This window comes from Paraburkholderia sp. SIMBA_053 (assembly GCF_046534895.1).
GTDB lineage: Bacteria > Pseudomonadota > Gammaproteobacteria > Burkholderiales > Burkholderiaceae > Paraburkholderia > Paraburkholderia caledonica.
Genome location: NZ_JAWRXU010000020.1, coordinates 70300 through 92741, shown reverse-complemented (window position 1 = coordinate 92741; position 22442 = coordinate 70300). Strand labels below are relative to the sequence as shown.

Sequence of the window (22442 nt, the reverse complement as noted above, 5' to 3'; positions counted from 1 at the left end):
TTGTTCTAGAAGTCGATGCGCGCCGCACGCAGGAGGGCAGCGGTTTCAAAAAGCGGCAAACCCATGATACCTGAATAGGACCCGTCGATATGCTCGATAAACTCCGCGGCGCGCCCTTGCACGCCGTACGCTCCCGCCTTGCCGAACGGCTCGCCGCTCGCTACGTAGCGGCGAATCGCGTCTCGATGCAACGCAGCAAAGCGCACTGTGGATGTGGACAGCGCGGCGGGCAGTAGCTCGCCGTAAGCATCGACTACCGCCACGGCCGTCAGCACTTCGTGATCGCGGCCAGACAGCCGCGCGAGCATCGCTTCGGCATCGTCGGCGTCGAGCGGCTTGCCGAGAATCGCGTCGTCGATCGTGACGGTTGTATCCGCAACCAGAACAGGTCGTGCGGCGTGGTTGCCGGCTACGAGCCGGGCATGCGCGGCCCGGGCTTTGGCCACGCACACGCGCTGCACGTAGTCGTGCGCACGCTCGCCCGGCAATTCGGCTTCGAGCGCTTCGGCGTCTTCATCGGGGCGCGGCAGCAGCAGTTCGAAGCGCACGCCGATCTGTTGCAACAACTCCTGACGGCGCGGACTTTGCGACGCGAGATACACGAATGGATGCAGCGAAGCGGTGGACGTTGGCATGAAATTGTCTCGAGCAAACGGTTTATGTGGGCGTGCGATAACGGGCGCGCCCGAGCACGAGGCTGCGGGAGCGCGTCAGCAGCGTAACGGGGAACTAAGGCAATTGCCGGCGATTGCTGGCAACTGTGGTCGCAACGTCCCGCGTCAAAACCAGCGGGACTCGAAACGCCAGGCGTCCCGATCGATCTCACTCACGCGCGATGATAGGGATGATTCTGCGTGATGGTCCACGCGCGGTAAAGCTGTTCGGCGAGCAGCACACGTACCATTGCGTGCGGCAGCGTGAGGCTCGACACGCGCAGCATCATGTCGGCACGTGCCTTGAGTTCGGGATCGAGCCCGTCTGCACCGCCGATCAGAAACGCGACGTCGCGGCCGTCCTGCTGCCAGCCGGGCAGGGCGCCGGCAAGTTGCATGGTGGTCCAGTCTTTGCCGCGTTCGTCGAGCGCGACGATGCGCGCGTTTTTGGGCAACGCTGCTTCGATCTTCAGTCGCTCGGCGGCCATTACGCTCTCGGCCGGACGGCCCGACGACCGCTGCTCGGGCTTGATTTCGCGCAGCTCGATACGCAGCTCCGGCGGCATGCGCTTCGCGTATTCGTCGAAGCCGACAGCGATCCAGTCGGGCATCTTGTGGCCGACAGCGAGGATGTGCAGTTTCATGATGCGTAGGAGCGCCGCTCGCGCAGTTCCGCTGGGACGCGGTTGCAGCGAGCGGTCAAAGCCCGCTCACTTGCGGCGCGCGGCCGTCTTGCGCGCGGGCTTCTTCACAGCCGGCGCCTCTTCGTCTTCTTCGTCCTCGTCGGGCTCGCTCGATCGCGCGCCGCCGAACGGATCAGGCGTAGACAGCTTGATGCGGACCGGCTTGTCGCCCCAGATTTCCTCGAGGTTGTAGTACTGGCGCAGCGCCGGTTGCAGGATGTGGACGATCGCGTCGCCGCAATCGACCAGCACCCATTCGCCGATGTCCTCGCCTTCGGTGCTGACGATGTCGCCGCCGGCTTCCTTCACGCCCTCGCGCACGCTCGAAGCCAGCGCCTTGGTTTGCCGGTTGGAGGTGCCGCTCGCGACGATCACGCGATCGAACAGCGCCGTCAGGTGGCTGGTGTTGAACACCTTGATGTCTTGCGCTTTGACGTCTTCGAGAGCGTCGACGATCACGCGTTGCAGTTTGCGAATATCCATGGATTTACCGGTGGTACAAATGATGTTGAAGAATGTAGTCCCACACCGCAGTGGGGACGTGGCTTGCGGCCTCACCCTGTTGTTCGCCGCCCACATGGGCCAGCCGCTGGCTCACCTGTTCACGCAGATGCGCGCGAATGTCGGTGGCCGAGACGTTGAACGCAAGCGTGGTGTCGATCAGCAAGTGGCCGCAAGGCGTGGCTCGCAGAACGTCGGCGCCGGCGCGGCGTGCGTCGATTTCACTCGCGACCGCGGGCGGAATCGACGCGAGATCGAAACCGGGCCGCGTGGCCGCGCAGATGTGCGCGAAGTCGAACAGGCGCCGCCAGTCGCGCCATGTATCGAGATGCACCAGTTGATCCGCGCCGATCAGCAATGCAATGGACACCTCGTCGCCTTCGCGTTCGCGCCAGCGTTGCAGCGTGTCGACAGTGTAGGTCGGGCCTTCGTGTTCGATTTCGTCGGTTGCGACTCGCACCGTCGCGCCCGGCAGCGCGAGTTGACCGGCCGCCGCGCGTGTCATGGCGAGGCGATGCACGGCCGGCGACACGTCCGCTTTCTGCCACGGCTGGCCGGCCGGCAACAGCACCAGTTCGGTCAGTTGCAGCACGTCGGCGAAACGCCGCGCGAGCGCAAGGTGGCCGTCGTGGATCGGATCGAAAGTGCCGCCTAACAAACCGATCCGGCGAGGCAGTGCAACAGGATGAGCGTTCGGCTTCAGGTGAAAGTCCTTTGTCGTAGCCAGGAGCGGGGCAGTGCGCGTCCGCGGGATTCCGCAGCGCTCACACCCAGTCGCGCGGCACGAGAAAATCGGTGTAAAGGCGCGCTTCCGGCGTGCCCGGTTCGGGATGCCAGTTGTAGCGCCAGTTCACCACAGGCGGCATTGACATCAGAATCGATTCGGTGCGTCCGCCGCTCTGCAGCCCAAACAGTGTGCCACGGTCGAAGACCAGATTGAACTCGACGTAGCGCCCGCGCCGGTAAGCCTGGAAATCGCGCTCGGCCTCGCCGTACGGAATGTTGCGGCGCTTTTCGATAATCGGCAGGTACGCTTTGAGGAATCCTTCGCCCACGCTTCTCAGCATCGCGAACGATTGGTCGAAGCCCGGCGCCGAGTAATCGTCGAAAAAAATCCCGCCGATGCCGCGCGGCTCGTTCCTGTGCTTCAGGAAGAAATAGTCGTCGCACCAGCGCTTGAAGCTCGGGTACAGGTCCGCGCCATAAGGCTCCAGCGCATCGCGGCACACGCGGTGGAAATGCCGCGCGTCTTCTTCGTAGCCGTAGTACGGCGTCAGATCCATGCCGCCGCCGAACCAGAACACGGGCTCTTCACCAGGCTTGGTGGCGACCAGCAGCCGCACGTTCATATGCACCGTCGGGCAATGCGGATTGTGCGGGTGCAGCACGAGAGACACACCCATCGCCTCGAAGCCGCGCCCGGCCAGTTGCGGACGCGCCGCGCTCGCGGAGCCCGGCAACGCGTCGCCCGCGACGTCGGAAAAGCCAATGCCGGCACGTTCGAAGAAGTTGCCGCCTTCGAGAATGCGCGTGAAGCCGCCGCCGCGCAGCTTTTCGCCGGGCGTGCGCTGCCATGCGTCGGTGGCGAAGGGCTTGCCGTCGAACGCGCCCAGCGTGTCCGCGATTTGCGTTTGCAGGCTTTGCAGCCAGATGCGCACGGCTTGTGCGTCGTAGCTCGAATCGGTCATCAATGCAGGTGCTGAAGGCGGCACGTCCGTGCCGCGGGTTGCTCGTGAGGCGCCGCGCTGTGTTTCAAAAACGCCGTCGCGAAGGCGCGGCCGAACGGGCGCGCCCGCATACCCGCAGTGTAGCGCCGCTGGCGCCGCGAACCGGCGAGCGCCTTGCGCGTCAGTGCTTGCCTTCCGTCTTCGCGTCGTGCTTGCGGTTCAGCGCGCGATAACCGATGTCGCGCCGGTACTGCATGCCGTCGAACGAGATCTGGTTGATCGTTTCATACGCGACCGACTGCGCGCTGCGCACCGAGTCGGCCAGGCCGACCACACACAGCACGCGGCCGCCCGACGTGAGGAGCTTGCCGTCGGTTAGCGTGGTGCCTGCATGGAAGGTGACCGAGTCCGCCGTCTCCGCAGGAATGTCGTTGATGCGGTCGCCCTTGCGCGGCGTATCCGGGTAGTTGTGCGCGGCGAGCACCACGCCCAGCGCGGTGCGGCGGTCCCACTCCAGTTCGACCGTATCCAGCGTGCCTGCGATTGCCTGCTCGACGACCTTCGAATAGTCGCCCTTCAAACGCGCCATGATCGGCTGCGTTTCGGGGTCGCCCATGCGGCAGTTGAACTCGAGCGTTTTGGGATTGCCTTGCGCGTCGATCATCAGACCCGCGTACAGAAAGCCGGTGTAGCGGATGCCTTCTTTTTCCATGCCGCGCACGGTCGGCAGGATGATTTCGCGCATCACGCGTGCATGCAGTTGCGGCGTGACGATCGGCGCGGGCGAGTAGGCGCCCATGCCGCCGGTGTTCGGGCCCTGATCGCCGTCGAGCAGACGCTTGTGGTCCTGGCTCGACGCGAGCGGCAGCACATGCTTGCCGTCCACCATCACGATGAAGCTTGCCTCTTCGCCCGCGAGGAACTCCTCGATCACGACGCGCGCGCCCGCGTCGCCGAGCTTGTTGTCCGACAGCATCATGTCGACCGCGGCGTGCGCTTCTTCCAGCGTCTGCGCGACGACCACGCCCTTGCCGGCGGCGAGGCCGTCAGCCTTGATGACGATCGGTGCGCCTCGGGCGTCGAGGTACGCGTGCGCGGCGGCGACGTCGGCGAAGGTTTCGTATTCGGCCGTGGGGATCGCATGGCGCTTCATGAACGCCTTCGCGAAGTCTTTCGAGCTTTCGAGCTGCGCTGCTTCCTTCGTCGGTCCGAAAATCTTCAGGCCGCGGGAGCGGAACAGATTGACAATGCCTGCCGCGAGCGGCGCTTCCGGCCCGACCAGCGTGAAGGCGATCTGTTCCTGCTCGACGAAATCGGCGAGCGCGGCCGGCTCCGTAATGTCGACGTTGCGCAGACGCTCGTCCTGCGCGGTGCCGCCGTTGCCAGGAGCCACGTAGACGAGCTGGACCCGCGGCGATTGCGCGAGCTTCCATGCGAGCGCATGTTCGCGACCGCCGGAACCGACGACGAGTAACTTCATGTGAATCCCCGAGACTTTAAAAACGATAAACGGCTGAAGCAGCGAGCGCAGCCGTGCAATAAATAGCGAGATTCGCGCCGGGTCGGCCCGCGCCGGCGTTTAAGCCGGCGCACCAAGTCCGGGACGAGCCCGAGTGGCGATGACGTGGCGGGCGCACAATCCTGCACCTCTGTCCAGAACGCCCGTTCAGCGCAACGATCTGCATAAAGCGGCGGTAAAGCAGCAGCAAACCAGCAATCAAGCCGCAATCAAGCAGCAACGAGAAGGCCCGCCGGCAGCCCGTCGCGGGTTCGGGTTCGTCGATCAACGCGAGCCCAACCCGAACGGTGCCTGAGCCCACTCACTCGTCGGCGATCGCGGCGTTTGTATAGACTTCCTGCACGTCGTCCAGATTTTCCAGCGCGTCGAGCAGCTTCTGCATTTTCACCGCGTCGTCGCCGGTGAACTCGACTTCCGTCTGAGGTTTCATCGTCACCTCGGCCACTTCGGCCTTGAAGCCCGCGGCTTCGAGCGCGGCCTTCACCTTCGGGAAGTCGTTCGGCGGGCACAGAACTTCAATGCTGCCGTCTTCGTTCGTGACGACGTCGTCGGCGCCGGCTTCGAGCGCGGCTTCCATCAGCTTGTCTTCGGGCGTGCCCGGCGCAAACAGGAACTGGCCGACGTGATCGAACATGAACGAGACCGAGCCGTCGGTGCCCATGTTGCCGCCGTTCTTCGAGAACGCGTGACGCACTTCCGCCACCGTGCGGGTACGGTTGTCGGTCATGGTGTCGACGATCACCGCCGCACCGCCGATGCCGTAGCCTTCGTAGCGGATTTCTTCGTAGTTCGCGCCGTCCACACCGCCCACGCCGCGCTGGATTGCGCGGTTGACGTTGTCTTTCGGCATGTTGGCGTCGTACGCCTTTTCGACGGCGAGCCGCAGACGCGGATTCGAGTCGATGTCGCCGCCGCCCATGCGCGCCGCGACCTGAATTTCCTTGATGAGCCGCGTCCAGACCTTGCCGCGCTTGGCGTCGGCCGCTGCTTTCTTATGCTTGATGTTGGCCCATTTCGAATGACCCGCCATACCTTTCTCCGTCGCGCGCGCCAGCGGGGCGCACGCATTGTGCAATTGTCGTTGCGATTCCGGGCGCTCGTGCGTGTGCTTGCCGCTTTGCGCCTCGATGCTGAATTCGCGCCCTTGTCCGTTTAGCCGCCGTTACTCAAGTCCAAGTCGCGTCGCGCCGCGCCGTGTCTCGTCTCATCGCGCCGGGCGCGGCTGGCGGGTGCGAAGCACTGTGGCGCGGCCGGCAGGCGCCGTGCGGCTAACGCCGCGAATAACGGCTGGCTCGCCCGGTCAGCGTGCATTGCCCGCCAGGACACGCTGCGAGCCTCGAGGTGCTGGAAGCGGGGCTGCCCTTTAAGTGGACTCGAATTTTATCACGGCGGGACGGGGCGGCAGAGGCAGACGTCGACGTGAATTGCACAGAAAGTGCGCGTGCGCGGCGTTCAGCGGCGGCAATGAGATGCCGCCGGCCCCATTTTTCTATTCGTCAGTTCTTCGTGCCGAACAAGCGGTCGCCCGCATCGCCGAGGCCCGGCACGATGTACGCGTGCTCGTTCAGATGCGAATCGAGCGATGCAACGAAAAGCTTCACGTCCGGATGCGCGTCCTGGAACACCTGCACGCCTTCGGGCGCGGCGACCAGCGCGAGGAACAGGATGTTCTCGCCGGCCACGTTGCGGCGCTTGAGCACGTCGACTGCATGCACCGCCGAATAGCCGGTCGCGACCATCGGATCGCACAGAATGAACACACGGTCCTCGAGATCGGGCAGGCGCACCAGATATTCGACCGGCCGGTGATCTTCCGCGCGATACACGCCGATGTGACCCACGCGCGCCGACGGCACCAGTTCCAGCAGACCGTCCGACATGCCGATGCCCGCGCGCAGCACCGGCACGATCGCGAGTTTCTTGCCGGCGATCACCGGCGCGTCGATCTCGACGAGCGGCGTGCTGAGCCGGCGGGTGGTCATCGGCAGATTGCGGGTGATTTCGTAGCCCATCAGCAGCGTGATCTCGCGCAGCAGTTCGCGGAACGTGCGCGTCGAGGTGTCCCGGTCACGCATGTGCGACAGCTTGTGCTGGATCAGCGGGTGATCGAGGATGAAAAGGTTGGGAAAACGGCTGTCCTGAGTCATGGGCGGGGGCACGAGCGGCGGCAAAAAGGTCGATTCGGGGCCGATTCGGGGATCGGTTCGGCGCATTGCGCGGCGAGCGCAATCAACTTGCGACGGCCGGCGCACGCGCCACGGCGCAAGTTTACCGAAAGAGTGGCCCCGGAAGATACCGGAGATTGCAACAGCCCGGCGCAGTCCGGCACCGATTCTTCTAGAATCGGGGGAAACTTTGCAACCATTCAGCAAGAAGCCAGCGAGGAGAACGCACACATGGACATGGGCATTGCAGGACGCACAGCGCTGGTTTGCGCGGCGAGCAAGGGTTTGGGGCGTGGTTGTGCTGAAGCGCTCGCGGCCGAAGGCGTCAACCTGACGATCGTCGCCCGCACTGCCGGCCCGCTCGAAGCGACAGCCGACGACATTCGCCGTCGAACTGGCGTCGAGGTGAAGACGGTCGCATGCGACATCACCACGCCCGAAGGCCGGGCAGCGGCGCTCGCGGCTTGTCCGCAGCCGGACATTCTGGTGAATAACGCGGGCGGGCCGCCGCCTGGCGACTTCCGCGAATTCACGCACGACGACTGGATCCGCGCGCTGGAAAGCAACATGCTCACGCCGATCGAGCTGATCCGGGCGACCATCGACTCGATGAGCGCGCGCGGCTACGGGCGCATCGTCAACATCACGAGTTCGTCGGTGAAGGCGCCGATCGACGTGCTGGGCCTGTCGAACGGCGCGCGCTCGGGCCTGACCGGTTTTGTCGCGGGTCTCGCGCGCAAGATGGCGCCCACAGGCGTGACGATCAACAACCTGCTGCCGGGCATGTTCGATACGGACCGGATCGCCGTGACCATGCAGGCGGCAGCGAAATCGAACAACATTTCCCTCGAAGAAGCCCGCGCGCAGCGCATGAAGGCGATTCCCGCCGGACGCTTCGGCAATCCTGACGAATTCGGCCGTGCCTGTGCCTTTCTGTGCAGCGTGCACGCGGGTTACATCACCGGACAGAACTGGTTAATCGACGGCGGCGCCTATCCCGGCACGTTCTAGACGCATACGTTCACCTAGGTGCGTGCCGTGGGTCCACGGCAGCACTTCGAGCAACATCACAACAACGACAATCACAACGGTTCCAGGAGTCTTACGTCATGACCACCCGCATTGCGCTGATCGCGCACGATCACAAGAAAGACGACATCGTCAAACTGGCCGGCGAATACGTCGACACGCTCAAGCGCTGCGACGTCGTCGCAACCGGCACGACCGGCGGGCGTATTAGCGAAGCGCACGGGCTGACCGTCGAGCGCATGCTGTCCGGCCCGCACGGCGGCGACCTGCAGATCGGCGCGCAACTGGCGGAAGGGCGCGTGGACATGGTGATTTTCCTGCGCGATCCGATGACGCCGCAACCGCACGAACCGGATATCAACGCGCTGGTACGCGCATGCGACGTACACAACATTCCGTGCGCGACCAACATCTCGACGGCACGCATGGTTCTCGACGTCCTCACGCTGCGTCTCACGCAACAAGTTTGACGCTGCATACGCGAGGCTCATCGGCCAGACAATCAGCCCGCATTCCAGATCAAGGAGACACGAATGGTCAAAGCAATCCGATTCGATAAAACCGGCGGCCCCGAGGTGATGAAATGGATCGACGTCGAGGTGGGCGACCCCGGAGCCGGCGAAATTCGCATCCGTCAGACGGCGGTCGGGCTCAACTATATCGACGTGTACTTTCGTACCGGTCTGTATCCGCTGCCGCTGCCGGGCGGCCTCGGCATGGAAGCAGCCGGCGAGGTGATCGCGGTCGGCGCGGGCGTGAACGATCTGAAAGCGGGCGATCGCGTCGCCTACGTGGCAAGGCCGCCTGGCGCTTATGCGCAGGAGCGCGTGTTGGCGGCCGCACAGGTCATCAGGTTGCCGGACGCGGTAAGCGATGAACAGGCCGCCTCGGTGATGCTGCAAGGCCTGACCGCTCAGTACCTGCTGCGCCGCACGTATCGTGTCAAGGCCGGCGACACCATCCTGATTCAGGCGGCTGCGGGCGGGGTCGGCTTGCTCGTGTGCCAGTGGGCGAAGGCACTGGGCGCGACGGTGATCGGCACCGTCGGCTCGGACGAGAAAGCGGAGATCGCGAAGGCCCATGGCTGCGATCACGCGATCGTCTATACGCGTGAAAACTTCACGAAGCGCGTGCGCGAAATCACCAACGGCGCGGGCGTGCCGGTGGTGTACGACTCTATCGGTAAAGATACGTTTACGGGCTCGCTCGATTGCCTCGCGCCGCTCGGCATGTTCGTGAGCTTCGGCAATGCGTCGGGACCGTTGCCGCCTATCGACTCGTCCGAATTCGCCGGCCGCGGCTCGCTGTTCTTCACGCGCCCCACGCTGTTCACGTATATCGGCAAACGCAGCGACTACGAGGCGATGTCGGCCGAACTATTCGATGTGCTGGTTTCAGGCAAGGTCAAGACGAGCATCAACCAGCGCTACGCGCTCGCCGATGTAGCTCAGGCGCATACGGATCTCGAATCACGCAAGACCACGGGGTCGACCATCCTGTTGCCGTAGTCCTCATGCGCGTTCGCGCGCCTTCCTGAGAGCCCGGACCTGAGCATGTAACCAGGTCGAGCCGTTGACCGCGTCCAGGGCCGTTGCATCTCGCGATGCAACGGCCTTGTGCGTTTACGCGATTTTTATATCGCGAACCCCAGCTTTAATCAGCCCTTTACGCACATGCGCATACCGTTGCGGCTATCCGAATTCCGTCAATGGAGAATAAAAATGGATGCGCTGTATGTCGTAGCCGTCGCGCTTTTCACCGCGCTGACGTTTGCACTGATTGCCGGCTGCGAGAAGCTGATGCTGTCCCGTCGCGGCCAGGGAGCACGCTCATGAACTGGATGTTGTGGCTCTCCGGCGCGGCAACCGCGCTGCTGTTTGCGTACCTCGTCTATGCGCTGTTGCGCGCGGAGGACATTGAATGAACGCGAATAATGTCTTGCAGGCGGCGCTCTTTATCGTCGTTCTGCTGGCCGCCGCGGTGCCTGTGTCGCGCTATCTGCACGGCGTGATGGAGGGCAGTTCGCGCGTGCTGCGCATCGGCGGACCCATCGAGCGGCTGTTGTACCGCGTCGCCGGCGTCGATCCGTCGACGGAAATGAGCTGGAAGCACTACGCGATCGCAACGATCGCGTTCAATGCGCTGGGCGTCGTGTTCCTTTATCTGCTGTTGCGCGTGCAGGGCTGGTTGCCCGGCAACCCGCAACAGTTCGGCGCCATGACAGTCGACGGTGCGTTCAATACCGCGATCAGCTTCGTGACCAATACGAACTGGCAGGACTACACGCCGGAACAAACTGTGGGTTATCTCACGCAGATGCTCGGCCTCACGGTGCAGAACTTCTTCTCCGCGGCGACCGGCATCGTCGTCGTGATCGCGCTGGTTCGCGGCTTCGCCCGCCATACGGCGCAAACCATCGGCAATTTCTGGGTCGATCTCACACGGGTAACGCTGTACGTGCTGCTGCCGATGTCGCTCATCGTCGCGACGCTGATGATGAGCCAGGGCGTGATCCAGAACTTCAACGCGTATAAAGACGTGCCGACGTTGCAAACCACGACCTACGCCGCGCCGAAGCTCGACGCGCAAGGCAATCCGGTCAAGGACGCGAAGGGTAATGCGGTGACAGTCGATACGCCGCTCAAAACGCAGACCATCGCGATGGGTCCGGTTGCGTCGCAGGAAGCGATCAAGATGATCGGCACCAACGGCGGCGGTTTCTTCAACGGTAACTCCGCGCATCCGTACGAGAACCCGACGCCGTTCTCGAACTTCCTGCAGCTCTTCTCGATCCTGATCATCCCGGCCGCGCTCGCGCTCGTGTTCGGCCGCATGATCGCGGACCGCAAACAAGGTGTGGCCGTGCTCGCGGCAATGACGATTGCGTTCGGCGTGTGCGTGTTCGGCGAGATCGGAGCGGAGCAGGGCGGCAATCCGGCTTTCACCGCGCTGCATGTCGATCAGTCCGCGAGCGCGATGCAGTCTGGCGGCAACGCGGAAGGCAAGGAAACGCGATTCGGCATCGCGCAATCCGGCATCTTCACTGTCGCGACGACGGCGGCTTCGTGCGGCGCGGTCGCCAACACGCATGATTCGCTGACGCCTATCGGCGGCCTTTATCCGCTGCTGCTGATGCAGCTTGGCGAAGTGATCTTCGGCGGTGTCGGTTCGGGCCTGTACGGCATGCTGGTGTTCGCGCTGCTCGCCGTGTTCGTGGCGGGTCTGATGATCGGCCGCACGCCGGAATATGTCGGCAAGAAGATTGAAGCGTACGAGATGAAGATGGTGTCAATCATCGTTCTGCTCACGCCGTTGCTCGTGCTGGTCGGCACGTCGATCGCGGTGCTGAGCGACGCAGGCAAGGCGGGCATCGCCAATCCGGGCGCACACGGCTTCTCGGAGATCCTCTACGCGTTCAGCTCGGCCGCGAACAACAACGGCAGCGCGTTCGCGGGCCTGACCGTGGGCACGCCGTTCTATAACTGGCTCACTGCAATTGCGATGTGGTTCGGCCGTTTCGGCACCATCGTCCCCGTGCTCGCGATTGCCGGCTCGCTTGCCGCCAAGAAGCGTATCGGCGTGACCAGCGGCACGCTGCCGACGCACGGGCCGCTCTTCGTCGTTCTGCTACTCGGCACGGTGCTGCTGGTCGGTGCGCTCACTTACGTGCCGGCGCTCGCGCTCGGTCCGGGCGTCGAACATCTGATGATGATGGGCGCGAACTGATGCCAGCACTGATATGCACGGACGTGGCAAGACGCGTATCCGTACGCGTCGGCAAAAAAGCAACGCGAAATTCGAGGATGCAATGACTGAACACAATGCAACGAGGTCCATGTTCGATCCGGCGCTGCTGCGCCCGGCGATCGCGGACTCTTTCAGGAAGCTCACGCCGCGCACGCAGTTCCGTAACCCGGTGATGTTCTGCGTGTACGTCGGCAGTATTCTCACGACGATCCTGTGGATCGCCGCGCTCGCCGGTCAGGCGGAGGCGCCTGCGGGTTTCATCCTCGCGGTCACGCTGTGGTTGTGGTTCACGGTGCTGTTCGCGAACTTCGCCGAAGCGCTCGCCGAGGGCCGCTCGAAAGCGCAGGCCGCATCGCTGCGCAGCGCGAAGAAAGACGTGATGGCGAAGAAGTTGAACGAGCCGCATCCGAAGTCGCCAATCCGGGTCGTCACCGCGTCGGATCTGCGTCGTGGCGACGTGGTGCTGATCGAAACCGGCGACGTGATTCCGGCCGACGGCGAGGTAGTGGAGGGCGTCGCGTCCGTCGATGAATCCGCGATTACCGGCGAATCCGCGCCGGTGATTCGCGAGTCGGGCGGCGACTTTTCTTCGGTGACGGGCGGCACGCGCGTGCTGTCCGACTGGATCGTCGTGCGCGTCACCGCAAATCCCGGCGAAGCATTCCTCGACCGCATGATCGCGATGGTCGAAGGTGCGAAGCGTCACAAGACGCCGAACGAGATCGCGCTGACCATTCTGCTGGTTGCACTGACCATCGTGATGCTGCTCGCGACGGCCACGCTGCTGCCGTTCTCGATGTTCTCCGTGGAAGCGGCGCATCTGGCCAATGCGGCGGGCCACGTCGTGACGATCACCGCTCTCGTCGCACTACTGGTTTGCCTGATCCCGACCACGATCGGCGGCCTGTTGTCGGCCATCGGCGTGGCCGGCATGAGCCGCATGATGCAGGCGAACGTCATTGCAACGTCGGGTCGCGCGGTCGAGGCGGCTGGCGACGTCGACGTGCTGTTGCTCGACAAGACCGGCACGATCACGCTCGGCAATCGCCAGGCGTCGCTCTTCGTTCCGGCGCCGGGTCTCACCGAAGAAGCGCTTGCCGACGCAGCGCAGCTCTCGTCGCTTGCCGACGAAACGCCCGAAGGACGCAGCATCGTCGTGCTCGCGAAGCAGCGTTTCAACATCCGTCAGCGCGATATGGCGTCGCTGCACGCGGTGTTCCTCGCGTTTACCGCGCAAACGCGGATGAGCGGCGTCGATCTGCCGAACCGCGAAATTCGCAAGGGCGCCGCGGATGCGGTGAAGCATTACGTCGAAGCGAACGGTGGCCGTTTTCCGCACGAAGTCAGCGACGCAGTCGCCGAAGTCGCGCGGCGCGGCAGCACGCCGCTCGTCGTCGCGGAGAAAAGCGAACACGGTGCGCGCGTGCTGGGCGTGATCGAGTTGAAGGATGTGGTGAAAGGCGGCATCAAGGAACGCTTTGCCGAGTTGCGCAAAATGGGCATCAAGACGGTCATGGTGACGGGCGACAACCGGCTGACGGCGGCGGCGATTGCGGCAGAAGCGGGTGTCGACGATTTTCTTGCAGAAGCGACGCCGGAAGCGAAGCTCGCGACGATCCGCGCGCATCAGGCCGAAGGACGCCTCGTGGCCATGACAGGCGACGGTACGAACGATGCCCCTGCGCTCGCACAGGCCGACGTCGCCGTAGCGATGAACACCGGCACGCAGGCTGCGAAAGAAGCCGGCAACATGGTCGACCTCGATTCGAATCCGACGAAGCTGATCGAGATCGTAGAAATCGGCAAGCAGATGCTGATGACGCGCGGCTCGCTCACCACGTTCTCGATTGCCAACGACCTGGCCAAGTACTTCGCGATCATCCCGGCCGCGTTCGCGACCACCTATCCGGCACTGAATGCGCTGAACGTGATGCACCTGGCAACGCCGGCATCCGCGATCATGTCGGCGGTGATTTTCAACGCGCTGATCATCGTGCTGCTGATTCCGCTCGCGTTGAAAGGCGTGCGTTATCGGGCGCTCGGCGCTGCGGTTCTGCTGCGACGCAATCTGCTCGTGTACGGGCTGGGTGGAATCGTGGTGCCGTTCATCGGCATCAAGTTGATAGATATGGTGCTCGCCGCGTTTGGCTGGGTTTGAGTCCGGCTGTTGAAAATCGGCAGCCTACGAGGAAACAATAGTCATGAAAAATCTTTTGCGTCCGTTGATCGTTCTTTTCGCGGTGCTCAGCGCCGTTACCGGCCTCGCTTATCCGGCGCTGGTCACCGCCGTGGGCCAAACGCTGTTTCACGATGAGGCCAATGGCAGCCTCATCGATCGGGACGGCAAGGTGGTCGGCTCGAAGCTGATCGGCCAGCAGTTCGATGCGCCACAGTACTTCTGGGGACGTCTATCGGCCACGAGCCCGATGCCCTATAACGCGCAGGCTTCGGGCGGCTCCAATCTCGGGCCGACCAATCCGGCGCTTCTGGACGAAGTGAAAGGCCGCATCGACGCATTGAAGGCTGCGGGAACGGATATGTCCAAGCCCGTGCCGGTCGATCTGGTTACGTCGTCCGGAAGCGGACTGGACCCGGAGATCAGCCCGGCGGCGGCCGCTTATCAGATCGATCGGGTCGCGAAAGCGCGAGGGCTCGGAGAGAACGATGTGCGAGCGCTAGTCGACCGTTATACGAGTGGCCGTCAGTTCGGCATTCTCGGTGAGCCGCGCGTGAACGTGCTGCAACTGAACCTCGCGCTCGACGAGATGAAGCGCGGGTGAGGGCGCCTGACCGGAGCCCGGCGCAACGCTAACCGGGGAGCGGCCGGACAACTCGCGGAACAGGCCGCGCGCGCGAATGCGGTTCTTATCCTTCACAGGCCACGGCCGCACATCGTTATGAACGATTTGCGGCCTGGCCGCCGCCGTGCCACCATGCACGCACCGCCATGTGCCTACCATCGAACATGCAAGCATGAACCGCCCCGATCCCGATCAACTGCTCGACAAGCTGCATCGCGACGAACAACAGCGTCAACGCGGCAGGCTGAAGATTTTTTTCGGCGCGTCGGCGGGCGTCGGCAAGACATACGCGATGTTGCAGGCGGCGCGCCGCCGCCGTGACGAAGGCGCGGACGTGGTGGTAGGCATCGCCGAAACGCATGGACGCGGCGAAACCGCTGCGCTGCTCGAAGGGCTCGACGTGCTGCCGCTCGCACAGTTCGACTACCGTGGGCGCAAGCTCGGCGAATTCGATCTCGACGCGGCGCTGGCGCGCAAGCCGCAACTCATTCTCGTCGACGAACTCGCGCATTCGAATGTGCAGGGCGCGCGGCATCTCAAGCGCTGGCAGGACGTGTATGAACTGCTCGACGCCGGCATCGACGTCTATACGACTGTCAACGTTCAACACCTGGAAAGCCTGAACGACGTGGTTGGACAGATCACGGGCATCCGCGTGTGGGAGACAGTCCCCGACCGCGTGTTCGATCGAGCCGACGAAGTCACGCTGGTCGATCTTCCAGCAGAGGAACTGCTCGACCGCATGCGTGACGGCAAGGTGTATCTGCCGCAACAGGCCGAGCGCGCCGTGCGCAATTTCTTTCGCAAAGGCAACCTGATCGCGTTGCGCGAGCTGGCATTGCGCCGTACCGCCGATCGGGTCGACGCGCAAATGCGGGAGTATCGTGCCGATCGTTCGATCGAACGGATCTGGCAGGCGCGCGAACGCTTGCTGGTATGCGTCGGTCCCGGCCCCGAAGCGCCGATGCTGGTGCGCGCGGCGGCGCGTCTCGCCACGAGTCTGAAGGCGGACTGGATCGCCGTGTATGTGGAGACACCCGCGCTGCAGCGCTTGCCCGATGCGCGGCGCGAACGCACGCTGAACGCATTGAAGCTCGCCGCTGAACTCGGCGCGGAAACGGCGACGCTCGCGGGCGTCGACGCGGCTTCGGCGCTGGCCGGTTACGCACAGGCTCGCAATGTGTCGAAACTGGTGGCGGGCGCGTCGACCCGCTCGGGTTTAACGCGCTGGTTGCGCCGCCCGCTTGGCGAACGCATCGCGGAAAAGGCGGGTCATGTCGATCTCACGCTGATTCGTCCGTCGTCGTCGGAAAGCGGCAGCGGCGAGCAGCACCGCCTGCTTAGCACGACTGCGAACGCGTGGCGCGATGCGTTGAGCGCCGCGCGCGAACGCCGCTCGCCGCCGCGCGCGTACGGCTTCGCACTGGCGATCTGCGCGGGCATCACCGCGTTGTCGAGCCAGTTGAGCGATCACATCGATCTGACGAACCTGGTCATGCTGTATCTGCTCGGCGTGATCTTCACAGCAGCGAAACTCGGGCGCGGGCCCGGCGTGCTGCTGTCGTTCCTGAGCGTCGCCGCATTCGACTTTTTCTTCGTGCCGCCGCGCTTGTCGCTGTCGGTGTCGGATACGCAATATCTGTTGACGTTCTTCGGCATGTTGCTGACCTCGCTCGTGATCAGTCATCTAACGTCGAGCTTGCGGCGCGAGGCGCGCGTGGCGCGGCGGCGCGAGCAGCGCACCGGCGCCATGTACTCGATGGCGCGCGAACTGGCCGCCGCGCTGACGACCGAACAGATCGTCGGCATTGGGAGCCGTCACGTGAGCGAAGTGTTCGGCGCGCGCGTTGCGGTTCTGTTGCCGGACAGCGCCGATCGGGTGAAGCAGAAAATCGAGGACCCGGACGCCGCAATCACGCTCGAAGGCGAACTGCTCGACACCGATGTCGGCCAATGGGTCTACGATCATCAGAAGCCGGCCGGACACGGTACCGACACGCTGCCCGCTGCGGCTGCCCTGTATCTGCCGCTAAAGGCGCCGATGCGCACGCGCGGCGTGCTTGCGGTGGTGGTGCGCGACGAACGCGAACTGGACGTGCCCGAGCAGGAGCGCATGCTCGACGCGTTCGCCGCGCAGATCGCGCTCGCGCTCGAGCGCGTGCATTATGTGGACATCGCGCGCGACGCGCTGGTCAGTATGGAATCCGAACGTTTGCGTAACTCGCTGTTGTCGGCGATTTCGCACGACTTGCGCACTCCGCTTACAACGATTGTCGGCTTTTCGTCGATGCTCGCACAATCGCGGGGAACTCATGTCGACGTGGAGCGCGACGGTGAACTCGTCGAGGCGATCCATGAAGAAGCGCTGCGCATGACCGGGATCGTGACGAATCTGCTCGACATGGCGCGCTTGCAGGAGGGCAGCCTGCAGCTAAACCGGCAGTGGACGCCGCTCGAAGAAACCGTGGGCGCCGCGCTGCGCGCCTGCAAGCGTGCGCTGAGCGGACACCCGGTGCAGGTCAATCTCGCGGCCGACCTGCCGTTGCTGCATCTGGACGCCGTACTGATGGAGCGGCTTTTCTCGAACCTGTTCGAGAATGCGGCGAAATACACGTCGCCCGGTACGCCGCTGACCATCGGCGCGCAATGCTTCGAGCCGGACGGCAAGCCGTTCGTGCGCGTCACTGTCGACGATAATGGGCCGGGCCTGCCAGCCGGCATGGAAACGCGAGTGTTCGAGAAGTTCACGCGCGGCGAGAAGGAATCGACCAAGCCCGGCGTGGGCCTGGGTCTCGCGATTTGCCGAGCGATCGTGGAAGCGCACGGCGGAAGCATCGGCGCGCTCAATCGCGTGGCCGCTGGGTCTGTAGGTTCGGCAGGTTCGGCAGAAGCGGTTGATGGCCGCATCGACGGTGCGCGCTTCTGGTTCACGCTGCCCGTCGACACGCCGCCGGACGCGCCGGATCCGATGGACGAAGAAGCCGACGACGATCTGGGACACAATCCGGGACAAGCAGACTCAACACCCGCGGATTTGGACTCGCATTCAAACCCGAACTTGGACCAGTTAGCGAAACCAACTCATGAGTGAGCCGAGCATCACCGTCGTTCTGATCGAAGACGAAAAGCAGATTCGCCGCTTTGTGCGCACGGCGCTGGAAGGCGAGGGCATCGCCGTGTATGACGCCGAGACCGGCAAGCAGGGCCTGGTGGAAGCCGCGACGCGCAAACCCGATCTCGTGATCGTCGATCTCGGCCTGCCCGACACCGACGGTCTCGACGTGATCCGCGAATTGCGCGGCTGGAGCGAGTTGCCGGTGATCGTGCTGTCCGCGCGCACGCAGGAGAGCGAGAAAGTCGCGGCGCTCGATGCCGGTGCGGACGATTACCTGACGAAGCCCTTCGGCGTGTCCGAACTGCTCGCGCGAATCCGCGCGCATCTGCGGCGTCGCAATCAAGGCGGCGCGAACGAGTCGCCGCAGGTGCGCTTTGGCGCGGTCAGCGTCGATCTGGCGCTGCGCCAGGTGACGCGAGAAGGCGCCGCGGTTCATCTGACGCCGATCGAGTATCGGCTGCTCGCAACGCTCGTGCGCCATGCAGGCCGCGTGCTGACGCACCGGCAATTGCTGCGCGACGTGTGGGGTCCGTCGCATGTCGAGAGCTATCACTATCTGCGAATCTATATGGCGCACTTGCGGGGCAAACTGGAGCGCGATCCGGCGCAACCCGAGCACATCGTCACGGAAACAGGTGTCGGATACCGGCTGGTCGGCGTGGCTTGAGCTTGGCGGCGTGCGCCTCGCAGCGCGATGGCGAGCGGATCGTTATAATTACGAACCGTAAGGACGACCTTACGCTTTTCACAAACGGGGACGGCCCCATCTGATCAATGGAGCTGTTCCATGTCCTGGATTCTTCTATTCGTCGCCGGTTTGCTCGAAGTCGCTTGGGCGGCCGGTCTCAAAAGCTCGGACGGTTTCACACGGCTGTGGCCTTCGGTGTTCACCATCGTGACGGCGGTCGGCAGCTTCGTGCTGCTGGCAATGGCTATGAGGCAGTTGCCGCTCGGCACCGCTTACGCGGTGTGGACCGGCATCGGCGCGGTCGGCGCGTTCATCTTCGGCATCGTGATGATGGGCGAGGCGCTGACGGTTGCGCGGGTTGCGAGCGCGGCGCTGATTGTCGTCGGCCTGGTCGGGCTCAAGCTGTCGTCGGGACATTGAGTCCCTGCACATGCCGCCATTTTGCAAGCCACTCTGCGTTCTGCGAATTAACGTGGCTATAATGAGATTGAAACCAACCTGAAGTTGCCCGCGGCCTGCCCGGCGCGGCCGGCTTGGCGCGGGTCTGACGACTTCGGTGTGGCGGCTCCTTCGTGATTGGCCTGCCGAAGCGCCCGGCACGCACCGCGCGCCTGGAGGCGGCCATGCTTGAATCACTTTCGCTTGCTGCGGGGCTCTCATGGGGCAGCGGCCTGCGCCTCTATCTGACGGTCCTGCTGGCCGGCGTGTTCGAGCGCCTCGGCCTCGTTCATCTTCCCGATACCTTGTCCGCGCTGTCCTCGCCTTGGGTGATCGGCGTGGCGGGCGCGCTGACCGTCACTGAATTTCTCGCCGACAAGATCCCCGCGTTCGATTCCTTGTGGGACGCAATTCACACGTTTATCCGCATTCCGGCCGGCGCGGTGCTCGCAGCCGGGGCACTCGGCCATGCCGATCCCGCGCTGCTGACGGTTGCCGCGCTCGCGGGCGGCACGCTCGCAGGCACCGCACATCTCACGAAAGCGGGTACGCGCGCGCTGATTAATCTGTCGCCGGAACCCGTGTCGAATATCGTTACGTCGACCGCCGAAGACGGCCTCGTATTCGGCGGCATCCTGCTTGCGCTCTTCCTGCCGCTGCTGTTTCTCGTGCTGATCGTCGGCTTCCTGGTGCTGGCCGGCTGGGTGTTGCCGCGGTTGTGGCGCGGCGTGCAGGGCGGCTTTCGCGGCATGGCCACGCATATGGTGTCGCGCCTCGCGAGGAGCCGGCACGATTGAGCGAAACCCGCGATAACAGCGAAACCCGCGAGACCAGCGGTACCGACGAAGCCAGCGACAAGGCCACACATTCCACGGCACGCGTCGGCGTGTCCGCGACGCGCCGCTTTAGCGGCGGCGATCTGCTGCGCCAGGCGATTCGCATGACCGCGCGCGACTGGCGCGCGGGCGAACTCACCATGCTGCTGCTCGCGCTGGTGCTGGCCGTCGCTGCGCTATCGAGCGTCGGCTTTCTCGCCGACCGTTTGCATCAAGGGCTCGAGCGCGACGCACGCCGCATGATCGCCGCCGACTTCATCGTGCGCGCGGATCATCCGGTCGATCCGCAGTTTGCGCAGCAGGCGTCGGCGCTCGGGCTGAGCACGGCGACCACGGCAATCTTTCCGAGCATGATCAACTCGACCGGCTCTCAGCCGGTGTCGCGACTCGCCGCAATCAAGGCGGTGTCGCCGGGCTATCCGCTGCGCGGCGCGTTGCGGATTGCGTCAGCGCCCACGGCGGCGGATCATCCCGCGCAAACCATTCCCGCGCCTGGTACCGTCTGGGTCGATCAGCAACTGCTCGACGCGTTGAAGGTGCGCATAGGCGACACGGTGAAGGTCGGCAACCGCAGCTTCATCATCGGCGCGATGATCACGCGCGAACTCGACCGTGGCTTCTCGTTCGTCAACTTTTCGCCCCGATTGATGATGCGCGCGGACGAGGTTCAGTCCACCGGGCTCATCACGTTCGGCAGCCGCGTGACGTACCGGCTGCTGGTCGCGGGCGCCGATGCGTCGGTCGCGCGCTTTGCAGAGTTCGCGCACGGCAAGGTGGACGGCGGCAAGATGCGCGGGGTCGCGCTCGAATCCTTGCAGGACGGCCAGCCGCAAGTGCGCCAGACACTCGACCGCGCAAGTCATTTCCTCACGCTCGTGTCGCTGCTGACCGCGCTGCTCGCGGCCGTGGCGATCGCGATGGCCGCGCATCGGTATATGCGCAGGCATCTCGACGGGTGCGCCGCAATGCGTTGTCTCGGCGTGAGTCAACGCACGCTGCGCGCACTGTTCACGCTCGAATTCGTCGGCGTGGGCGTGCTGGGCGGCGCGCTTGGCGTCGCGCTGGGGTATCTCGGCCATCTGGCGTTGCTGACGTGGCTTGGCAGTCTCATCGACGTCGCGTTGCCGTACCCCACGGCATGGCCGGCGCTCGAAGGCATCGCAGCCGGTCTGGTGCTGCTGCTCGGCTTTGCGCTGCCGCCGCTGTTGCCGCTCACGCGTGTGCCGCCGGTTCGCGTGCTGCGTCGCGAGTGGGGCGAAGAAGGGCGCACGGCGTGGGCCGCGTATGCGCTCGGCATCGTGCTCTTCGCTGGACTGTTGATCGTCGCGGCGGGCGAGTTGAAGCTCGGCGGAATCGTCGCGGGCGGTTTCGCGGGCGGGCTGCTGGTTTTCGCGTGCGTCGCCCGCGTTGCGCTGTGGGGCGCGGCGCGCGTGGTGCGCAGCGAGCGTGTGAATGCGGGCATCGGCTGGCGTTATGCGCTCGCCTCGCTGGAGCGGCGCAGCAGTGCGAGCGCGTTGCAGATCACCGCGCTCGGTATCGGCCTCATGTGCCTGCTGTTGATCGCGATGACGCGCAACGATCTCGTGGCCGGCTGGCGCAAATCGACGCCGCCCGATGCGCCGAACGAATTCATCATCGACATTCAGCCCGATCAGCGCGACGCGGTCACGCATTATCTGGACACGCATGGCGTCCCGGACACGGTGCTCTCGCCGATGGTGCGCGGCCGGCTCACCGCCATCAACGGCAAAGCGGTGAATCCCGATTCGTTCAAGGGCGACGACGCCAAACGCCTGGTGGACCGCGAATTCAATCTGTCGTACACGACGCAGTTGCCCGAGGACAATCGCCTTTCCGCCGGCACCTGGTACGGCGACACGAAGACGCCGCAGATTTCGATCGAAGAAGGCCTCGCGAAGCTGATCAACGTGAAGCCGGGCGACGTGCTGCGCTTCGACGTCACCGGCCTGCAGATCGACGCCCCGGTCACGAGCGTTCGCAAGCTCGACTGGGGTTCGTTCAAGGTCAACTTTTTCGTATTGATGCCGCCGGCCGCGTTGCAGGACTTCCCGGCTACGTTCATTACCAGCTTCCATTTGCCGCCTGAAAAACGTTCGACAATCGACGGCCTGATCGCCGCGTACCCGAACCTGACGGCCATCGACACCGGTCCGATTCTCGCGCAGGTGCAGCGCGTGTTGCAGCAGGTGATCGGCGCGGTCCAATTCCTGTTCGCCTTCACGCTCGCGGCAGGCGTGCTCGTGCTGTACGCGGCGCTCGCCGGCACGCGCGACGAGCGTATGCGAGAATCCGCGCTGTTGCGCGCGCTGGGCGCGTCCCACGGCCAGGTTCGCACGGTGCAGATCGCCGAGTTCGTCGCGGTCGGCGCGCTCGCCGGATTCATGGCGGCGCTCGGGGCGCAGGTGATCGGCTGGGTGCTCGCGACTCGCGTGTTCCAGTTCTATCTCGAGTTCAATCCATGGCTGCTGCCCGCCGGAATCGCGGCGGGCGTCGCGTGTGCGGCGGTCGGCGGCTGGCTGAGCTTGCGGCATGTGCTGTCGCGTCCCGCGTTGCAGTCTTTGCGGGACGCCTGATTTTTC

General features: G+C 64.4%; 21 protein-coding genes. 13 read left to right on the top strand and 8 right to left on the bottom strand.

The genetic code is table 11. From position 1 onward, the window contains the following. Positions 1-5: 5 nt before the first annotated feature. The 8 genes from SB753_RS32555 to upp form a co-directional block, all read right to left on the bottom strand. Positions 6-635, bottom strand: a complete 630-nt coding sequence (locus SB753_RS32555) for a Maf family protein (RefSeq protein WP_392394126.1) — start codon at positions 633-635, stop codon at positions 6-8. 191 nt (positions 636-826) lie between these two features. Further along, positions 827-1297, bottom strand: a complete 471-nt coding sequence (gene rlmH, locus SB753_RS32550) for a 23S rRNA (pseudouridine(1915)-N(3))-methyltransferase RlmH (protein WP_020069536.1) — start codon at positions 1295-1297, stop codon at positions 827-829. 66 nt (positions 1298-1363) lie between these two features. Next, a complete protein-coding gene (gene rsfS / locus SB753_RS32545) occupies positions 1364-1819 on the bottom strand; it encodes a ribosome silencing factor (protein ID WP_020069537.1) in 456 nt (151 codons plus the stop codon). Between the two features lie 4 nt (positions 1820-1823). Continuing rightward, positions 1824-2540 (bottom strand): nicotinate-nucleotide adenylyltransferase, encoded by a 717-nt coding sequence (locus SB753_RS32540; RefSeq protein WP_410804001.1) that lies wholly within the window; start codon positions 2538-2540, stop codon positions 1824-1826. Between the two features lie 61 nt (positions 2541-2601). After that, entirely contained in the window at positions 2602-3525 is a 924-nt protein-coding gene (gene hemF, locus SB753_RS32535) for an oxygen-dependent coproporphyrinogen oxidase (protein WP_020069539.1), read from the bottom strand. A gap of 160 nt (positions 3526-3685) precedes the next feature. Beyond that, entirely contained in the window at positions 3686-4984 is a 1299-nt protein-coding gene (gene purD, locus SB753_RS32530; RefSeq protein ID WP_214877715.1) for a phosphoribosylamine--glycine ligase, read from the bottom strand. 340 nt (positions 4985-5324) lie between these two features. Continuing rightward, a complete protein-coding gene (locus SB753_RS32525; protein WP_013339911.1) occupies positions 5325-6053 on the bottom strand; it encodes a YebC/PmpR family DNA-binding transcriptional regulator in 729 nt (242 codons plus the stop codon). Positions 6054-6519: 466 nt separating this feature from the next. Beyond that, positions 6520-7170 carry a uracil phosphoribosyltransferase gene (gene upp / locus SB753_RS32520; RefSeq protein ID WP_027776630.1) on the bottom strand — a complete coding sequence of 217 codons (651 nt, stop codon included), beginning with the start codon at positions 7168-7170 and terminating at the stop codon, positions 6520-6522. Positions 7171-7419: 249 nt separating this feature from the next. Here upp and SB753_RS32515 point away from each other — a divergent pair, with 249 nt between their 5' ends. The 13 genes from SB753_RS32515 to SB753_RS32455 all read left to right on the top strand — a co-directional run bounded on the left by SB753_RS32515 (position 7420) and on the right by SB753_RS32455 (position 22436). Then, positions 7420-8199 (top strand): SDR family oxidoreductase, encoded by a 780-nt coding sequence (locus SB753_RS32515; RefSeq protein WP_020069543.1) that lies wholly within the window; start codon positions 7420-7422, stop codon positions 8197-8199. Between the two features lie 98 nt (positions 8200-8297). Then, the gene (locus tag SB753_RS32510) at positions 8298-8687 is read left to right on the top strand and encodes a methylglyoxal synthase (RefSeq protein ID WP_020069544.1); all 390 of its coding nucleotides are present in this window, start codon (positions 8298-8300) and stop codon (positions 8685-8687) included. 63 nt (positions 8688-8750) lie between these two features. Next, positions 8751-9725 carry a quinone oxidoreductase family protein gene (locus SB753_RS32505; RefSeq protein WP_410803988.1) on the top strand — a complete coding sequence of 325 codons (975 nt, stop codon included), beginning with the start codon at positions 8751-8753 and terminating at the stop codon, positions 9723-9725. A gap of 213 nt (positions 9726-9938) precedes the next feature. Then, positions 9939-10052 carry a hypothetical protein gene (locus SB753_RS32500; protein ID WP_020069546.1) on the top strand — a complete coding sequence of 38 codons (114 nt, stop codon included), beginning with the start codon at positions 9939-9941 and terminating at the stop codon, positions 10050-10052. Then, the gene (gene kdpF, locus SB753_RS32495; protein ID WP_020069547.1) at positions 10049-10141 is read left to right on the top strand and encodes a K(+)-transporting ATPase subunit F; all 93 of its coding nucleotides are present in this window, start codon (positions 10049-10051) and stop codon (positions 10139-10141) included. Before SB753_RS32500 ends, kdpF begins: the two co-directional genes overlap by 4 nt. After that, complete coding sequence (gene kdpA, locus SB753_RS32490) at positions 10138-11943, top strand: potassium-transporting ATPase subunit KdpA (RefSeq protein WP_410803985.1); 1806 nt, start codon at positions 10138-10140, stop codon at positions 11941-11943. The genes kdpF and kdpA overlap by 4 nt, the downstream gene beginning before the upstream one ends. 82 nt (positions 11944-12025) lie before the next feature. Next, a complete protein-coding gene (kdpB, locus tag SB753_RS32485; RefSeq protein WP_410803983.1) occupies positions 12026-14122 on the top strand; it encodes a potassium-transporting ATPase subunit KdpB in 2097 nt (698 codons plus the stop codon). Between the two features lie 43 nt (positions 14123-14165). Continuing rightward, entirely contained in the window at positions 14166-14744 is a 579-nt protein-coding gene (kdpC, locus tag SB753_RS32480; RefSeq protein ID WP_410803981.1) for a potassium-transporting ATPase subunit KdpC, read from the top strand. A 193-nt stretch (positions 14745-14937) separates the two neighbouring features. Beyond that, a complete protein-coding gene (locus tag SB753_RS32475; protein ID WP_410803979.1) occupies positions 14938-17856 on the top strand; it encodes a DUF4118 domain-containing protein in 2919 nt (972 codons plus the stop codon). Beyond that, complete coding sequence (gene kdpE, locus SB753_RS32470; RefSeq protein ID WP_020069552.1) at positions 17849-18547, top strand: two-component system response regulator KdpE; 699 nt, start codon at positions 17849-17851, stop codon at positions 18545-18547. Before SB753_RS32475 ends, kdpE begins: the two co-directional genes overlap by 8 nt. 120 nt (positions 18548-18667) lie before the next feature. Further along, a complete protein-coding gene (sugE, locus tag SB753_RS32465; RefSeq protein ID WP_020069553.1) occupies positions 18668-18988 on the top strand; it encodes a quaternary ammonium compound efflux SMR transporter SugE in 321 nt (106 codons plus the stop codon). 203 nt (positions 18989-19191) lie between these two features. Continuing rightward, entirely contained in the window at positions 19192-19803 is a 612-nt protein-coding gene (locus tag SB753_RS32460; RefSeq protein WP_088173579.1) for a DUF4126 domain-containing protein, read from the top strand. Between the two features lie 143 nt (positions 19804-19946). Then, positions 19947-22436, top strand: a complete 2490-nt coding sequence (locus tag SB753_RS32455; protein WP_410804000.1) for an ABC transporter permease — start codon at positions 19947-19949, stop codon at positions 22434-22436. Positions 22437-22442 lie beyond the last annotated feature (6 nt).

Bases quoted from the DNA above. Each gene is read 5' to 3' on its own strand.
- SB753_RS32555 (WP_392394126.1), bottom strand. From the start codon at position 635: ATGCCAACGTCCACCGCTTCGCTGCATCCATTCGTGTATCTCGCGTCG.
- rlmH (WP_020069536.1), bottom strand. From the start codon at position 1,297: ATGAAACTGCACATCCTCGCTGTCGGCCACAAGATGCCCGACTGGATC.
- rsfS (WP_020069537.1), bottom strand. From the start codon at position 1,819: ATGGATATTCGCAAACTGCAACGCGTGATCGTCGACGCTCTCGAAGAC.
- hemF (WP_020069539.1), bottom strand. From the start codon at position 3,525: ATGACCGATTCGAGCTACGACGCACAAGCCGTGCGCATCTGGCTGCAA.
- purD (WP_214877715.1), bottom strand. From the start codon at position 4,984: ATGAAGTTACTCGTCGTCGGTTCCGGCGGTCGCGAACATGCGCTCGCA.
- SB753_RS32525 (WP_013339911.1), bottom strand. From the start codon at position 6,053: ATGGCGGGTCATTCGAAATGGGCCAACATCAAGCATAAGAAAGCAGCG.
- upp (WP_027776630.1), bottom strand. From the start codon at position 7,170: ATGACTCAGGACAGCCGTTTTCCCAACCTTTTCATCCTCGATCACCCG.
- SB753_RS32515 (WP_020069543.1), top strand. From the start codon at position 7,420: ATGGACATGGGCATTGCAGGACGCACAGCGCTGGTTTGCGCGGCGAGC.
- SB753_RS32510 (WP_020069544.1), top strand. From the start codon at position 8,298: ATGACCACCCGCATTGCGCTGATCGCGCACGATCACAAGAAAGACGAC.
- SB753_RS32505 (WP_410803988.1), top strand. From the start codon at position 8,751: ATGGTCAAAGCAATCCGATTCGATAAAACCGGCGGCCCCGAGGTGATG.
- SB753_RS32500 (WP_020069546.1), top strand. From the start codon at position 9,939: ATGGATGCGCTGTATGTCGTAGCCGTCGCGCTTTTCACCGCGCTGACG.
- kdpF (WP_020069547.1), top strand. From the start codon at position 10,049: ATGAACTGGATGTTGTGGCTCTCCGGCGCGGCAACCGCGCTGCTGTTT.
- kdpA (WP_410803985.1), top strand. From the start codon at position 10,138: ATGAACGCGAATAATGTCTTGCAGGCGGCGCTCTTTATCGTCGTTCTG.
- kdpB (WP_410803983.1), top strand. From the start codon at position 12,026: ATGACTGAACACAATGCAACGAGGTCCATGTTCGATCCGGCGCTGCTG.
- kdpC (WP_410803981.1), top strand. From the start codon at position 14,166: ATGAAAAATCTTTTGCGTCCGTTGATCGTTCTTTTCGCGGTGCTCAGC.
- SB753_RS32475 (WP_410803979.1), top strand. From the start codon at position 14,938: ATGAACCGCCCCGATCCCGATCAACTGCTCGACAAGCTGCATCGCGAC.
- kdpE (WP_020069552.1), top strand. From the start codon at position 17,849: ATGAGTGAGCCGAGCATCACCGTCGTTCTGATCGAAGACGAAAAGCAG.
- sugE (WP_020069553.1), top strand. From the start codon at position 18,668: ATGTCCTGGATTCTTCTATTCGTCGCCGGTTTGCTCGAAGTCGCTTGG.
- SB753_RS32460 (WP_088173579.1), top strand. From the start codon at position 19,192: ATGCTTGAATCACTTTCGCTTGCTGCGGGGCTCTCATGGGGCAGCGGC.
- SB753_RS32455 (WP_410804000.1), top strand. From the start codon at position 19,947: ATGACCGCGCGCGACTGGCGCGCGGGCGAACTCACCATGCTGCTGCTC.